Here is a 15,860-nt window from a genome sequence, read left to right on the forward strand (position 1 = left end):
TCGATCTCCGCATGAACAAGCGCCAACTGCTCCAGTCCTTCCTCGCCGCCTCGGCCCTCAGCTTCGGCCTCACCCCGGCCTTTGCGCAGACCTCGACGCCGATCAAGTTCCAGCTCGACTGGCGCTTCGAAGGACCGGCCGCGCTGTTCCTGCATCCCGCCGCCAAGGGCTACTTCAAGGCCGCCGGCCTCGACGTGACCATCGATGCCGGCAACGGCTCGGGCGGCACCGTCACGCGCGTGGCCTCGGGTGCCTACGACATGGGCTTCGCCGACCTCGCGGCGCTGATGGAGTTCCACGCCAACAACCCCGACAGCCCCAACAAGCCGGTCGCGGTGATGATGGTCTACAACAACACGCCGGCATCGGTCATGACGCTCAAGAAGAGCGGCATCACCAAGCCCGCCGACCTCACGGGCAAGAAGCTGGGCGCGCCGGTGTTCGACGCGGGCCGCCGCGCCTTCCCGATCTTCGCGAAGGCCAACAACATCGGCACGGTCAACTGGACCGCCATGGACCCGACGCTGCGCGAGACCATGCTGATGCGCGGCGACATCGACGCCATCACCGGCTTCACCTTCACCTCGCTGCTCAACCTCGAGGCGCGCGGCGCCAAGACGGCCGACGTGGTGATCCTCCCCTACCCCGACTACGGCGTGAAGCTGTACGGCAACGTCATCATCGCCTCGCCCAAGCTCATCAAGGAGCACCCGGAGGCGGTGAAGAAATTCCTCTCGGCCTTCGCCAAGGGCGCGAAGGAAGTCATCGCCAATCCGGCGGTGGCCATCGAGTCGGTGAAGGCGCGCGACGGCATCATCGACAGCAAGCTCGAGACGCGCCGCCTGCAGCTGGCCATCGACACCGTCATCAACAGCGCAGACGCGCGCGCCGAAGGCTTCGGCGCAGTCAACGCGGGCCGCATGTCGCTGATGGCCTCGCAGGTGTCGGACGCCTTCAACACCAAGACGCGCGTGAGCCCCGACGCGGTGTGGACCGCCGCGCTGCTGCCGCCGGCCGCCGAACTGAACATCCTGAAGAAGTGATGGCAGCCGCATCGCAGGACGCGGCCGCAGCCCCTTTCGTCGCTCCCTTCGTCGACTTCCAGGACGTCTGGCTCGCCTACAACGAGGAGCTGCTGCGCGCCAACCACTTCGCGGTCGAGGCCATCGACCTGAAGGTCAAGCGCGGCGAGTTCATCGCCATCGTCGGCCCCTCGGGCTGCGGCAAGTCGACCTTCATGAAGCTCACCACCGGGCTGAAGATGCCGTCGATGGGCAAGATCCGCATCGACGGCCAGCCCGTGACCGGGCCACTGAAGATCTCGGGCATGGCCTTCCAGGCGCCTTCGCTGCTGCCGTGGCGCACCACGGTCGACAACGTGCTGCTGCCGCTGGAGATCGTCGAGCCCTACCGCTCCAGCTTCAAGGCGAAGCGCAAGGAGTACGAGGAGCGCGCCCGCCGCCTGCTGCAGAAGGTGGGCCTGGGCGGCTACGAGGACAAGTTCCCGTGGCAGCTCTCGGGCGGCATGCAGCAGCGCGCGAGCATCTGCCGCGCGCTCATCCACGAGCCCAAGATGCTGCTGCTCGACGAGCCCTTCGGCGCGCTCGACGCGTTCACGCGCGAGGAGCTGTGGTGCATCCTGCGCGACCTCTGGACCGAGCAGCAGTTCAACGTGATCCTGGTGACGCACGACCTGCGCGAGTCGGTGTTCCTCGCCGATACGGTGTACGTGATGAGCAAGAGCCCCGGCCGCTTCGTGGTGAAGCGCGAGATCGACCTGCCGCGCCCGCGCGAGCTCGAGCTCACCTACACGAAGGAGTTCACCGACATCGTGCTGGAGCTGCGCGGGCACATCGGAGCCATCCGCAATACCGGCGCGAGCGCCGCCCAGTCCGCCGCGGCGGTATCTCACTGAGGGCGCGCGACACATGAAGAACACCAGGCAAATCGAACGCTGGTCGCCCTGGCTGCTGCTCGTGGCGGTGATCCTGCTGTGGCAGATCATCTGCTCGGCCTTCGAGGTTTCCGACTTCATCTTCCCGAGCCCGTGGCGCATCTGGAACCAGTTCTGGGAATTCAAGGAAGTCATCGCGGGCCACGCGTGGCGCACCTTCTGGGTCACGATGGCGGGCTTCGGCCTGGCGATCGTGGTGGGCGTGCTGCTGGGCTTCGTGATCGGCAGCTCGCGCATCGCGTACGCGGCGATCTACCCGCTGATGACGGCCTTCAACGCGCTGCCCAAGGCGGCCTTCGTGCCGATCCTGGTCGTGTGGTTCGGCATCGGCATCGGGCCGGCGATCCTCACGGCCTTCCTGATCAGCTTCTTCCCGATCATGGTCAACATCGCGACCGGCCTCGCCACGCTCGAACCCGAGCTGGAAGACGTGCTGCGCGTGCTGGGCGCCAGGCGCTGGGACGTGCTCATGAAGATCGGCCTGCCGCGCTCCATGCCCTACTTCTTCGGCTCGCTGAAGGTGGCGATTACGCTGGCCTTCGTCGGCACCACGGTGAGCGAGATGACGGCGGCCAACGAAGGCATCGGCTACCTGCTGATCTCAGCCGGCTCGGCCATGCAGATGGGCCTGGCCTTCGCGGGCCTGATGGTGGTGGGCGCGATGGCGATGCTGATGTATGAACTCTTCAGCGTGGTCGAGAAGCACACCACGGGGTGGGCGCACCGGGGCTCCCAGAACCAGTGAGCCACCGCGTCGATGCGGGCGATGCAGGCTGCGGCTACGAAGCCGAACGCTGCAGCCGCATCGACACCGAGAACCGGTCCGCCGGATGGACCGACACCGAAACCTCGAAAGCCAGCCCCTCGGCATCGAGATAGCGGCGCACGATCTTCAGCGCCGCCGCGCCCTGCTCCACCTGCAGGGCCTTCGCCATCGCCGCGTCCCTGACGATGTCGGCACGCACGTCCTGGTGGATTTCCACGATCTGCCGGCCGTAGCGCTCGGCGATCAGTGAGCTGACGAGGGTGCCGGGCGACTCCCGCACCAGGTCGCGAACTTCCGAATACGCCGGGTCGACGTACAGGTCGGTCCATCCGATGGGTCCGCCTTCTCCGCCGGTGTCGAGCCGCAGGCTGGAGATGCGCAGCCAGCGTGTGCCGGGCGCGCAATCCAGGTCCCTGGCCACCGGGGCCGCCACGGCCACCTCCTCGATCGACTGCACCTGCCGCAGGTACTCGGTGCCGAAGTGCACGAGATCGTCCACCGACGCGATCGAAGGGCGGAAGGTGTCGCGCGGCTTGGTCGCCTCGACGCGGGTTCCCGCGTTCTTGCGCCGCGACACGAGGCCCAGCCGCTGGAGTTCGGCCAACGCCGCCCTCACGGTATGGCGGCTGGTCTTGTAGTGGTCGCAGAGCTCGAGTTCCGTCGGGAGCACTGAGCCGACGGCGAAATGACCGCTGGCGATGGCTTCGGTGAGGTGACGCGAGATGTCGCTGTGGTGAGGCTTGGATGGCGAAGACATGTTGCCCCCGAGGATCGCATTCATGGCGTCAAGGGTAAACCCCGATTCGTCGAATATGTTCGGACATATTAAAGTCGAATATGTCCGAACATATTTGCGTTCGCTGCTTCCACCTTCAACAACTCCCATGACCCTTACCCGCTCCTCGATTCCGATGGCCAGCACCGTCGTCGACTCCATCCTGTTCCGCGACGCCTTCGGCACCCAGAAGATGCGGCAGCTTTTCTCCGACGGCGCGCTGGTCCAGCGCTACATCGATGCCGAGATCGCGCTTGCCAGGGCCGAGGCGCGCGTGGGCGTGATCCCGGTCGAGGCAGCGGAGGCGATCGCACGCGAATCGAAGATCGAGCGCATCGACTTCGACCACATGCGCGAGGAGACGGACATCGTCGGCTACCCCATCCTCCCGCTGGTGCACCAGCTGGTCGGGATGTGCGGCGAGGCCGGCCGCTACGTGCACTGGGGCGCGACCACGCAGGACATCATGGACACGGCAGTCGCCCTGCAGGTGCGCGACGCGCTCGACAGCATCGGCGAGGACATCCGCGAGCTGCGCGGCATCCTCGCCTCGCTCTCGAAGAAGCATCGCGACACGCCGATGGCCGGCCGCACCCACCTGCAGCAGGCGCTGCCCGTGACCTTCGGCTACAAGGTCGCGATCTGGCTCGCCATGTTCGACAGGCACCAGCAGCGCATCGCCGAGCTGCGTCCGCGCGTGGCGGTGGTTGAATTCGCTGGTGCCGCGGGCACGCTGGCCTCGCTCGGCGACAAGGGCTTCGAGGTGCAGAAGGCCATGGCCCAGGAACTGGGGCTGGGCGTGCCCGCCACCACCTGGCACGTGGCGCGCGATGGCTTCGCCGAGGCGGTGAACCTGCTCGCGCTCGTCACCGGCTCGCTGGGCAAGATCGCGCTCGACATCATGATCATGGCCTCGACGGAGTTCGCCGAGGTCTACGAGCCCTTCGTCAAGGGACGGGGTGCATCGAGCACGATGCCGCAGAAGCGCAACCCGATCTCCAGCGAGCTGATGCTGGCCGCCTCCAAGGCCGTGCGGCAGCACGCGGGGCTGATGGTCGATGCGATGGTGCAGGACTTCGAGCGTGCCACGGGCCCCTGGCATGCCGAGTGGATCGCCATTCCCGAGAGCTTCATCCTCACCTCGGGCGCGCTGCACCAGGCGAAGTTCGCGCTCGGCGGCCTGATCGTGGACGAGGCGCGCATGAAGCACAACCTGGGCATCAGCCGCGGCCTCATCGTGGCCGAGGCCGTGATGATGGGCATGGCGCCCCACATCGGCCGCCAGCAGGCGCACGACGTGGTCTACGACGCCTGCCGCACCGTCAACGAAAAGGGCGGCACGCTGGCCGAGGCGCTGTCGGCGCTGCCCGAGGTCACGAAGCACTTCGACCGCGCGGCCATCGATCGCATGACCGATCCGGCGAACTACCTCGGCCTCGCGCCGCTGATGGTGGACCGCGCGCTGGCCCTGTCCGCCGAAGTGGCGGCCTGAGCCGCGACGACGAACCACCAACCCCGAGGAGACAAGACAGATGATCGACATCAAGAAGCTGGCCGCGCGCGCCTTGCTGGCAGTGGCATTCACAACCGCGGCGCACGGCGCGAGCGCGCAGGCCTATCCGGCCCGCCCCGTGACCTGGATCGTTCCGTTCGCGGCGGGCGGCCCCACCGATGCGCTCGCACGGGCCGTGGCGGAGCGGGTCGCGCGCGAACTGGGCCAGCCCATCGTCATCGACAACGCACCGGGCGCCGGCGGCACCGTGGGCGCGGCGAAGGCATCGCGCGCGCCGGCCGACGGCTACACCATGCTGGTCGGGCACATGGGCTACATGGGCGCCGCGCCGGCGCTGTACAAGAAGCTCGCCTACGACCCGGTCAAGGACTTCGCGCCGGTGTTCCGCTTCCCCGACACGCCGCTGGTGCTGATGGTGCGCAAGGAGCATCCGGCGAAGGACATCAAGGCGCTGGTCGACTTCGGCAAGGCCAACCCCGACAAGCTCTTCATCAGCAACGCCGGCGTGGGCTCCAGCTCGCACCTCATCGCGGCCCTGTTCGCCGCCTCGGCGGGCATCAGGATCTCGCAGGTTCCGTACAAGGGCGCGGGGCCGGCGCTGATCGACGTGATCGGCGGCCAGGTCGACGGCATCTTCGACCAGACCAACACCGCCCTGCCGCAGATCAAGGAGGCGAAGGTCCGCGCGCTGGCCGTCACCTCGAAGGTGCGGCTGCCGCAGCTCAAGGACGTGCCCACGCTCGCCGAGACGGTGCTGCCCGGCTTCGAGGCCTCGACCTGGTACGGCATCTACGCGCCCAAGGGCACGCCGCAGCCGGTGCTCGACAAGGTGCAGCAGGCCTACCTGAAAGTGATGGGCGACAAGGCCTTCACTGACCGCCTGGCCGAGCAGGCGATCCAGATGCTGCCGCCGGAGCAGTACACCGGCGCCGCGCTGGGCAGGCACACCGAAGCGGAAGTGGCCCGCTGGAGAGCCGTTGCGGCCAAGGCCAGCATCTCGCTGGACTGACGCGATGACGGCCACGCGCATCGAGCACGATGCCTTCGGGCCGGTGGAGATTCCGGCCGGCCGGTACTGGGGAGCACAGACACAACGCGCGCTGGGCGTGTTCGACGTGGGAACCGAGCGCTTCCCTGTATGCCTGCTGCACGCCTTCGGGCTGCAGAAGATCGCGGCGGCAAGAGCCAATGCCCGCTGCGCCGCGCTCGACGCGGCACTGGCGGAAAGCATCGCCACGGCCGCCGGGGAGCTTTCGCGCGGCCTGTTCGACGACCACTTCCCGCTCACGATCTGGCAGACCGGTTCGGGAACCCAGACGAACATGAACGCCAACGAGGTGATCGCGAACCGGGCCAACGAGCTGCTCGGGCAGCCGCTGGGCACGAAGTCGCCGGTGCATCCCAACGACCATGTGAACGCATCGCAGTCGTCGAACGACAGCTTTCCGACGGTGATGCACATCGCGACCGCGATGGAGCTGACGCAGCGACTGGTCCCCTCGCTCACCGTGCTGAAGGACGCGCTCGAAGACCGCGCACGCGCTTTCGCCGACGCGGCCAAGGTGGCGCGCACGCACCTGATGGACGCCGTGCCGATGACGATGGGCCAGGCGTTCGAGGCATTCGCGTGGCAGGCGAACAGCGGCATCGCGCGGCTGAAGGACGCATTGCCACGACTGCTGCTGCTCGCCCAAGGGGGAACGGCGGCGGGAACAGGGCTCAATGCGCCCGAGAACTTCGACGTTTTCTTCTGCGAGGAGATCGGCAAGCTCACGGGTCTGCCATTCGAGCCTCATCCGTGCAAGTTCGAAGGCATGTCGGGCCACGATGCGCTGGTGGAGTTGTCCGGGGCCCTGAACGTGATCGCCACCTCGCTGATAAAGATGGCGAACGACATCCGCTGGATGGGATCGGGCCCGCGCTGCGGCTTCGGCGAGCTGGTGGTGCCAAACGACGGGCTGACCTCGTCGATCATGCCGGGCAAGCGCAACCCGACCATCGCAGAAGTGGTGGCCCAGGCTGCCATGCAGGTGGCGGGCAACCACGTGACGGTGACGATGGCAGGCGCCTCGGGCAACTTCGAGCTCAACGTGGCCAAGCCGGTGCTGATCCACGGCGTGCTGCAGTCGATCCGCATACTGGCGGACAGCGCGCGCGTCTTCGCAGGCAGGCTGGTTGCCGGACTCGAGGTCGATCGCGAGCGGCTCGAAGCGAACCTGGGCAACGCGCTTCTGTCGGTGACGGCGCTGAATCCGGTGCTCGGCTACGACAAGGTGGCGCGCATCACGCGCACCGCCGTGGAGCGCCGCATTGCGCCAAGAGAAGCGGCCGTCGAACTGGGCTACCTGAGCGCCGAGGCGTACGACCGGCTGGTCGACCCGCTTCGCATGGCAAGAGGAAAGAGCTAGCGGCCGCGCCGGATCAGACCAGATGCCGGCGCCGGCTGTGCTGTCCCTGCTTCGCGAACACATGCGCGAGATGCTTCTTGACTGTGTTGACACTGATGTCGAGTCGCTCGGCGATCTGCTTGTTGGTCAGGTCCCGGTGCATCAGCGAGAGCACTTCATCCTCTCGTGCGGTCAGCCTCGTTGCAGGCGATATCGCTCGGGACGCCGCCGGTCCGCCGGCTGCCTTCAATCGCAGCACCGACAGATACAGTGCCTGCAACACCGGCCCCGGGAAGCCCAGGATGCCTGCCAGCACGGCATCCAGCGATTGCGCGAACTGCTCCGCGCTCGCTGCCCACTCGACGCAGCCGCGCGCCTGGATCCGGATCGCCGCATCCAGCCCCAACATGGAGGGCGCCTCCCAGCCCAGGAGCCAGTCGATGGCTGGAAAGCGGCAGCGCAGATCGTCCAGCCTGTCGACTCTCTCGGGCGAAATCAACGCGATGTCAACCAGCACCAGGCGAGGCGCCTGCTGCCGGCAACGGGCGTCCAGGTCGGAGAGGCCGTTCATCTCCGCATGCTCGACCTGGTACATCCGCCCGGCCCGAAGCCTCGAGGCCAACAGGCCCGGCCCGGGCAGCGGCGATGCACGGCCTGGGCAGGTTGCGACGAGAACCGGAACACAGACTTCGACCGCAGGGAAAGGGGATCGAATCTCAAGGCAAGCCGGCTGAAAACCGCTTGATGTCCACAGCGCAGGCGGCGCAAATGGCGAGGTCGGGCGAAAGTCTTGCGTGAACGGCCGCGTATCCGCGTTCCACGCAGGTTCGAGCCCGGCAGGCGACAGTGGGACTTCTTCCATGGCTTCCTCCGAAGCACTTGTTTTGGAGGTATCCGTGGGGTAATGGTAAAGACCTCACTATCGGACAGATAGGCCCGCAACCCTCGCAAGGTATCAAAAGGTTAAGGGCTTGCAGGCGCCTGCCCGGCACGGCGCGTCATCCTTTGGGTGACAACTTTTATCCTATGGACAAGGCATCGTCGGGCGGTTCAGCATGCCTCCTCTGCTGATACGCGAACCTGGTTGATTGGCAGCGAAAGCGCCTCGATCGCGTGGTTCCTGTCGGCGGGTTTTTTCTCAACCGAGGAGTGTTTATGGCTGCGCTAAATCTGACGGCCGGCTCGACCGTCACTCTGGACGAATCCGCCAATCTGCAGAACCTTGCCGCTACTCCCGCCGCTGCCGGCGACAGCAACGACAACGACATCTCCGCGAGCTCGCTGCCGGCTGCCTTCAGCAGCCGCCTGGCGGCCCAGAGCGTCGGAACCGCCATCAATGCCGCGCTGAGCGGCTACAACGGGTCGAATACCGGCACCAACGCGTTCACATTCAGCATATCCGGCACGGTCACCGATATTTCCTTCACGGACGCGAACGGCGCTGCGCTCAACGGCTTCGACAGCGGACTGAATACCGCCGACGGCGAAGACATCTTCCTCTACACCGACACGACCAACAACAACGTCGTCTACGGGAAGACCGCCCTCAATGTCGTCGTGTTCGCCGCCTACCTGGAGGAAACGGGAACCCCCGTGAGCGGCGCCAAGATCTGGATGGTCCAGTATGAAGCGATAGCGAACCCGGATGCGACCAACCCCGACGACGCAGTCAACCTGCTCGACAAGGTCTTCGTCAGCGTCAGCCAGGATGCGGACTTCAACCTCGCGGGCGCGCCATCCGGCCAGAACCTGTTCCTGATGTTCACCAAGGCCAACCCGACGATCGTCAACGGCCGGATTTCCGACGTGTCGATCATCGCGACGGGCAAGGACCCGGCGAATCAATCCGGGGCAAATCCCAACAGCACGGCCGACGACATCAACATCACGACCGGCGACACGATCAACACCAGCCAGGCCGGCGGGCCGACGACGTTCGGCACCAACAGCCAGATGATCACCGAGCAGGAAGGCATCCGCTTCACGTTCGTGACCGGCGCCAGGGCGAACGTCACCATTCCGAACCTTGACCAGAACGAGGCCGACCTGGAGTCGAACATCGACTTCACCGGCATGTTCGGAGCGAGGACCGCCGATTTCGACGTGGTGCAGCTGCAAAGCGGAAAGAGTGCCCAGGTCAGGATCACCGCATACAGCACGGCGGTCGAGTCCGGCAATAGCTTCATCGATGGCTACGCGGGCGACCAGGTGATTTCGATCACGAGCGTGCGCGTGCTCGACTCCGTTACCGGCGCGGCTCTGGAGACCTACGCGAACGGTGCCGAGGGCGGACAGAGTGCGGCCATCGCGATCAGCATCACCGGCGGCGTCGCGATGATCACCGGCGTCAAGGCCGGCTACTCGGTCGAATACACGACCTCGGCGGACCACAACCGCGTACTCATCGAGAACGGGGCGGCCCTCAATGCCTCGGGCAACACCCACGCCGACTTCGACATCGGTGGATTCCGGCTGCTGCAGGTTTCCAGCGCGACGGCAGAGGTCGGGTCCATGATGGTCTTCGAGGACGACGGCCCGTCCATCGTGCTGGCAACGCCCACCGATACGGCGCAGCTCAACACCCAGGACGCACAGACCATCGGGGCAGCCACCGACTCCGCCACCCAGGACTTCGCGGCGGCCTTCGGCACGACTTCGAGCAGCTTCGGCAGCGACGGAGCGGGCACCACCGACCCGACCTTCACGCTCGGCGTGAAGGCACAGGGCATCGACTCCGGGCTCAAGAGCGACGGCGCGACCATCTACCTGTACCTGCTGAACGGCAAGGTGATCGGCTCGACCTCCGCCACCGAGCTCGGCGTCGCGGCGGCCAACACGGTCTTCGACCTGGCCGTGAATGCGGCAGGCTCGGTGACGCTGCAGCAGTTCGCCGAAATCGACCACGCGCTGCCGGGTGCTTCGTCGAACTACGCGGCCCAGCAGGCCACGATGGCCGACGACCTGATCACCCTGACCAATGCCGTGACGCTCACCGATAGCGATGGCGACACGGCCTCCGACTCCAAGCTGCTCAACATCGGCTCGAACATCCAGTTCGACGACGACGGCCCGACCATCGTGCTGGCAACGCCCACCGACACGACGCTGCTCAACACCCAGGACGCACAGACCGTCGGCGCGGCCACCGACTCCTCCATCCAGGACTTCGCGCCGGCCTTCGGCACGACTTCGAGCAGCTACGGCGCCGACGGGGCGGGCACCACCGACTCGACCTTCACGCTCGGCGTGAAGACGCAGGGCGGCGCATCCGGGCTCACGAGCGACGGCGCGGCCATCAGGCTGTACCTGGTTGCCGGAGCGGTCATCGGCTCGACCTCCGCCACCGAGGCAGGCCTTTCGGCGACCAACACCATCTTCGACGTGAGCGTGAATGGCGCCGGCTCGGTGACGCTGCGGCAGTTCGCCGAAATCGACCACGCGCTGCCGGGCTCCTCGTCGAACTACGCGGCCCAGCAGGCCACGATGGCCGACGACCTGATCACCCTGACCAATGCCGTGACGCTCACCGATGGCGATGGCGACACCGCCTCCGACTCCAAGGTGCTCAACATCGGCGCGAACATCAAGTTCGACGACCACGGCCCGACGGCGACCGCCATCTCCGACCTCACCGGAGCGAACGACGCCCAGCCGATTGCGGGAACCTACAACTTCTCCATCGGCGCCGACGACGTGGACAACGCGTCGACCGACGGCATCGTGCTGAACAGCCTGACCGGCACGACCGGCGGCGGACGGCCCATCACCGATGCGACGGTCTCCCACTTCGCGGAAGACGCCACGACGGTCACCTACAACTTCAGCTTCAACTACTACCCCGGGCCGACGTCGACGACGACGCAGGCGGCCACGGGCACGGTCGTCTTCAACAAGACGGACGGTACCTTCACCTTCGACCTGGACCAGGTCTTCGGAGGACAGACGACGTTCTCCACGAGCGCGCCGCTGGCATCCTTCAACTACGACACCATAGGCAACAACTCGCCGGAGATCGTGGTCCAGAAATACAGCAACGACTTCTTCGGCGTGCTGTCCGCCAGGTCCGCCACGCCTCCGAGCGATTCCGGCGACCTGCTGGCGGGCAACAATCACGCATTCGTGCCGGGCGAGACCTTCACCAGCGAGAGTGCCGGTTTCGTCAACGTCGCGACCAACACACTCGGGGTGAACTCCGATACCGTCCAGTCCGGCGAGCTGCTGAACTTCGACTTCTACAAGTCGAATCCGGTGAGCAACCCCAACCTGACGAGTCCGCCGCAGCGCCCCGGGGCGGCCATCGTCGGTACGGACACGGCCTATGCCGACGCGATCAACATCACGATCGACCAGATCACGGACGGCGAAGACGTGGCCGTTCTGCTGAAGCTGTTCAATGCGTCGACCAACACCACCACGACCAGGCTCCTGATCGCCAACTCCGCGGCGGACTACCAATCGGCCGGAGGAGGCCTGAAGGTGGTCAGCATCGGCGAGGACGACTACGACAGCGCCAACTACCAGATCACGGGCCTGCAGGTCTTGAGCAGCACCGAAGAGATCACCGGCACGGGCATCAGCCTGACTGGCCATAACACGGTGAATCTGACCGCGACCGGCACGAACTACGCCGATACGGCGGACAACGACGTGTTCAAGATCATCAAGATCGACGTGATCACGTCGACGACGATCAATTCGGACGTGGACCTGAACTTCGTGGGTCAAGTGATCGACGGCGACGCCGACTTCGCGGGCTTCGACTTCGACGTCCACCTGGAAATCGATGGCGTGGCCAACCTGATAGGCACGACCCAGCAAACGGAAGCGATCGCATAGCGAGCCCTGGAGCAAGGGGTGGCGGAAATGCCGCCCCTTCTCGCCTGGCCTGTGCCCAGGCTTACCGATGTCGAACCTGCGAGGTGGTATGAAACCCCAGGAAAAGTCTGGCGAATTGCGGCAGGCGGTGACAACGCTCCACGCCTGCTTCGTGCGGGCCGCCTGGTTCAGTGTCTGCTCGAGCCTCTTGCTGCTGGCTCCGAGCGCGTACATGCTGGAGGTGTATGGGCGGGTCGTGAACAGTCGCAGCATGCTCACGCTGGCCATGCTGACATTGCTGGTCCTGGCCGCCTACTGCCTGATGGAAGTACTCGACTGGGCACGCGCGGAGGTGATGTACCAGGCGGGGCAGAAGCTGGACCGGAAGATGCGCGACCGCGTGTTCGCCGCCGTCTTCGAAGCGGGCCTCAAGCGGCTGCCGGGCGGAACCGTGCAACCGCTCAACGACCTCCGGACTTTGCGGGAATTCCTGTATTCGCCGCCGCTGCTGGCGCTCATGGAAGCACCGGTTTCGCTGGTCTTCCTGGCGCTGATGTTCGCCATCAGCCCGGTGCTGGGCTGGTCGGCTGTCGTGGGCTCGCTGCTGCAGGTGTTCGTGGGCTGGATCAACGACCGGAACACGCGGCCGCCGCTGGTGGCGGCCAATCGATGCGCGATCGAAGCGCAGCAGTATGCGGACGCCGCGCTGAGAAACTCGCAGGTCATCGAGTCGATGGGCATGCTGCGGGACGTCCACCGCCGATGGATCGCCAGACGACGCGACTTCCTGCAGCGCGAGGCCCTGGCTTCGGACGGCGCCGGAGCCTGCCAGGCCGTCAGCAGATTCCTGCAGGTCACGATGGGTTCGCTGTTGCTCGGCCTGGGCGCCTGGCTGCTGCTGAAGAACCCGCTCAACGGCAATGCCGCGATGATGGTCGTCGGCTCGATCCTGGGCGGCAGGGCCCTGGCGCCGCTGGTGCAGCTCCTGGCGCAATGGCGCATGGTGGTCAATGCCTGCGACGCGTGGCAACGCCTGGACAGCCTGCTGGGCGCCATTGCCCCGAGACCGGACGCGATGTCCTTGCCGCCACCCAAGGGCGCGCTGCAGGTCGAAAACCTCGTGGCGGGCGCACCGGGCAATGGCCCGGCCATCCTGAAGAACGTGGCCTTCGCCCTGGCGCCCGGCGAAGTGCTTGCCGTCGTGGGCCCCTCTGCCGCGGGAAAGACGACCCTGGCGCGCCTGATCGTCGGCCTCTGGCCGGCAGCCAGCGGCAAGGTGCGGCTGGACGGCGCGGACGTGTTCACTTGGGACAAGAGCGAACTCGGCCCGCACATCGGCTATCTGCCCCAGGACGTGGAATTGATCGACGGCACACTGGCCGAGAACATCGCGCGCTTCGGGGAGGTGCGGCCTTCGAAGGTCAAGGCGGCGGCATTGGCCGTCGACCTGCACGCATCCATCACGAGCCTTCCGTTGGGCTACGACAGCCCGATCGGACCCGAAGGCGCCGTGCTGTCGGGCGGACAGCGGCAGCGGGTCGCGTTGGCGCGCGCGATCTACGGCGAGCCCGCGCTGGTGGTTCTCGACGAACCGAATTCGAGCCTCGACGATGCCGGCGACGCAGCGTTGGCAAGCACCATCCTGAACCTCAAGGCGCGCGGCACGACCTTCGTCGTCATGACGCACCGTACCAGCGTGCTGGCCGTGGCGGACAAGATGCTGGTGCTGTGCGACGGCACGATGCAGGCGTTCGGCGCGCGAGACGAGGTCCTGGCGTCGCTGCGGCAGGCCAACGAGCAGGCGGCGGACCGGATGCGCAAGGCGGAAGGCAGCCTTGCATCGAAGCGGCGCGATGCCGGAAACGCCGCGGGCATCGCGCTTCAGGCGCACACGCTGCCATGAAGACACCTGCGTTCTTCGACCGCAGCGACCTGGGACGCGCTCTCTGGGGGTTCCGAAGAGACTTCCTGCAGGTCGGATCGCTGAGCTTCCTGAGCAATCTGCTCATGCTCGCGCCGACCATCTACATGTTGCAGATATTCGACCGCGTGCTCGCCAGTCAAAGCGAACTGACCCTGCTCGCGATTTCGCTGATCACGCTGCTGCTTTTCGGAGCGCTGGCCTTGTCGGAATGGCTGCGCTCGCGGCTGCTGGTGAGGGCCAGCCTGCGCTTCGACCGGCAACTGGGCACACGGGTGTTCAACGGGAGCTTTCAGGCTTGCCTCGGCCAGTCGGCACCCAGCGTGTCAAGGCCGTTCGCGGACCTGAACCAGATCCGCCAGTTCCTGACGGGCCCGGGCGTCTTCGCGCTCTTCGATGCGCCCTGGACGCCGATCTACATCGCGGTGATCTTCTTTCTTCATCCCTGGCTCGGCGTCCTGGCACTCGGCTTCGCGCTGGTCCAGGCCGCACTGGCCTGGTTCGGGCAGAGGAAGACCGTCGCGCCGTCGGAAGCGGCCCTGAAAGCCGCGAGCGAGACGATGGGCGACCTGCAGGGCAAGCTCCGGAACGTCGAGGTGCTCGAATCGATGGGCATGGTCGGCAACCTGCAGAAGCGCTGGAATCGCCAGCACGCGGCCTGCATGAACAAGAGCGCATCAGCGAATGGTCTTGTCAATCGCGTCGCCGGCTGGAGCAAGTTCGTGCGCTACAGCCAGCAGTCGCTCGCGCTGGGGGCGGGCGCGCTGCTGGTGATCGACGGCCAGTTGTCGCCGGGCGCCATGATTGCCGCGAATGTGCTGATGGGCCGCGCCCTCGCACCCATCGACCAGCTGCTCGGCACGTGGCGAGGCTTTGTCTCCTGCCGCGCCGCATTCGGGCGTCTCGAAAAGCTGCTGGCCGAGTTCCCCGGGCAGCCCCCCTTCCCTCCCCGGGCCGGCCCCACCGGCGAGATCAGCCTGCAAGGCGTCTTCGCGGGAGCCGCGGGGCGCCCGGCGCCCATCCTGAAGAACATTTCGTTCGCGGTCCCCGCGGGAACAGTGGTCGCGCTGCTGGGGCCTTCCGGTTCCGGCAAGTCCACCCTGGTGAAAGTCATGGTCGGGATCTGGACCGCATCCCGCGGCGCGGTGCTGCTCGACGGCGTGCCGGTCCGAAGCTGGAATCGTCTCGAACTGGGTCCGCATCTCGGCTATCTGCCGCAGGACGTCGAGTTGTTCGGAGGCTCCATTGCCGAGAACATTGCGCGGCTCGGCGAGATCGACTCGCGCAAGGTCATCGAGGCCGCATGCAGCGCCGGCCTGCACGAGACGATCCTGCGATTTCCCAAAGGCTACGACACCCTCATCGGGGACGCGGGCCATCTGCTTTCCGGGGGGCAGAAGCAGCGGATCGGACTGGCCCGGGCACTCTACGGCGACCCGTCGCTCATCGTTCTGGATGAGCCGAACGCCAACCTGGACGACACCGGCGAAGCAGCGCTGCTGCGAGCCATACGGGAACTGAAATCCAGGGGGAAAACGGTGTTCCTGGTGACACACCGCCAGGGCGCGGTTGCCGTGGCCGATCGCCTCATGGTCCTGAGCGACGGCGAACTGACCGCGGACGGGCCACGAGACGCCGTGCTCGCGTCCTTGCGCCGACCTCAGCCCGACGTGCGGCCGGCAGTCCTGGCGCAGTCGGCCTGATCCGGAGCCGTCCTGCAACCTATCGA

At 66.3% G+C, this 15,860-nt stretch carries 11 protein-coding genes; 9 read left to right on the forward strand and 2 right to left on the reverse strand.

The window, feature by feature from the left end:
* The first annotated feature begins 11 nt into the window (after nucleotides 1–11).
* From EJP69_RS17135 to EJP69_RS17145, 3 genes are read left to right on the forward strand one after another with little or no spacing between them, the layout of a single operon-like run.
* Entirely contained in the window at nucleotides 12–1,043 is a 1,032-nt protein-coding gene (locus EJP69_RS17135; protein WP_093197405.1) for an ABC transporter substrate-binding protein, read from the forward strand.
* Entirely contained in the window at nucleotides 1,043–1,915 is an 873-nt protein-coding gene (locus EJP69_RS17140; RefSeq protein WP_126471663.1) for an ABC transporter ATP-binding protein, read from the forward strand. The genes EJP69_RS17135 and EJP69_RS17140 overlap by 1 nt, the downstream gene beginning before the upstream one ends.
* A gap of 13 nt (nucleotides 1,916–1,928) precedes the next feature.
* Entirely contained in the window at nucleotides 1,929–2,699 is a 771-nt protein-coding gene (locus tag EJP69_RS17145) for an ABC transporter permease (RefSeq protein WP_093197410.1), read from the forward strand.
* 34 nt (nucleotides 2,700–2,733) lie between these two features.
* Here EJP69_RS17145 and EJP69_RS17150 read toward each other — a convergent pair whose 3' ends face one another.
* Complete coding sequence (locus EJP69_RS17150; protein ID WP_126471665.1) at nucleotides 2,734–3,477, reverse strand: GntR family transcriptional regulator; 744 nt, start codon at nucleotides 3,475–3,477, stop codon at nucleotides 2,734–2,736.
* Nucleotides 3,478–3,604: 127 nt separating this feature from the next.
* On the opposite strand from EJP69_RS17150, the gene EJP69_RS17155 reads away from it, so the two are divergent.
* Genes EJP69_RS17155 through EJP69_RS17165 form a run of 3 tightly spaced genes read left to right on the forward strand, consistent with a single transcriptional unit; the run spans nucleotide 3,605 to nucleotide 7,416 of the window.
* Nucleotides 3,605–4,987, forward strand: a complete 1,383-nt coding sequence (locus EJP69_RS17155) for a class-II fumarase/aspartase family protein (protein ID WP_240652181.1) — start codon at nucleotides 3,605–3,607, stop codon at nucleotides 4,985–4,987.
* Nucleotides 4,988–5,027: 40 nt separating this feature from the next.
* Nucleotides 5,028–6,017: a tripartite tricarboxylate transporter substrate binding protein BugD gene (locus tag EJP69_RS17160; protein WP_126471667.1), complete on the forward strand. Its 990-nt coding sequence runs from the start codon at nucleotides 5,028–5,030 to the stop codon at nucleotides 6,015–6,017.
* Between the two features lie 4 nt (nucleotides 6,018–6,021).
* Nucleotides 6,022–7,416: a class II fumarate hydratase gene (locus tag EJP69_RS17165; RefSeq protein ID WP_126471669.1), complete on the forward strand. Its 1,395-nt coding sequence runs from the start codon at nucleotides 6,022–6,024 to the stop codon at nucleotides 7,414–7,416.
* A 13-nt stretch (nucleotides 7,417–7,429) separates the two neighbouring features.
* Here EJP69_RS17165 and EJP69_RS17170 read toward each other — a convergent pair whose 3' ends face one another.
* Nucleotides 7,430–8,257 carry a helix-turn-helix transcriptional regulator gene (locus EJP69_RS17170; RefSeq protein ID WP_126471671.1) on the reverse strand — a complete coding sequence of 276 codons (828 nt, stop codon included), beginning with the start codon at nucleotides 8,255–8,257 and terminating at the stop codon, nucleotides 7,430–7,432.
* A 293-nt stretch (nucleotides 8,258–8,550) separates the two neighbouring features.
* Here EJP69_RS17170 and EJP69_RS17175 point away from each other — a divergent pair, with 293 nt between their 5' ends.
* The 3 genes from EJP69_RS17175 (at nucleotide 8,551) to EJP69_RS17185 (ending at nucleotide 15,834) form a co-directional block, all read left to right on the forward strand.
* Nucleotides 8,551–12,231 carry a DUF5801 repeats-in-toxin domain-containing protein gene (locus EJP69_RS17175; RefSeq protein ID WP_126471672.1) on the forward strand — a complete coding sequence of 1,227 codons (3,681 nt, stop codon included), beginning with the start codon at nucleotides 8,551–8,553 and terminating at the stop codon, nucleotides 12,229–12,231.
* An 88-nt stretch (nucleotides 12,232–12,319) separates the two neighbouring features.
* Nucleotides 12,320–14,113, forward strand: coding sequence for a type I secretion system permease/ATPase (locus EJP69_RS17180; protein WP_126471674.1), 1,794 nt, complete (start codon nucleotides 12,320–12,322; stop codon nucleotides 14,111–14,113).
* Nucleotides 14,110–15,834 (forward strand): type I secretion system permease/ATPase, encoded by a 1,725-nt coding sequence (locus EJP69_RS17185; protein ID WP_126471676.1) that lies wholly within the window; start codon nucleotides 14,110–14,112, stop codon nucleotides 15,832–15,834. Before EJP69_RS17180 ends, EJP69_RS17185 begins: the two co-directional genes overlap by 4 nt.
* Nucleotides 15,835–15,860 lie beyond the last annotated feature (26 nt).

Source organism: Variovorax gossypii (assembly GCF_003965815.1).
Taxonomy (GTDB): domain Bacteria; phylum Pseudomonadota; class Gammaproteobacteria; order Burkholderiales; family Burkholderiaceae_C; genus Variovorax; species Variovorax gossypii.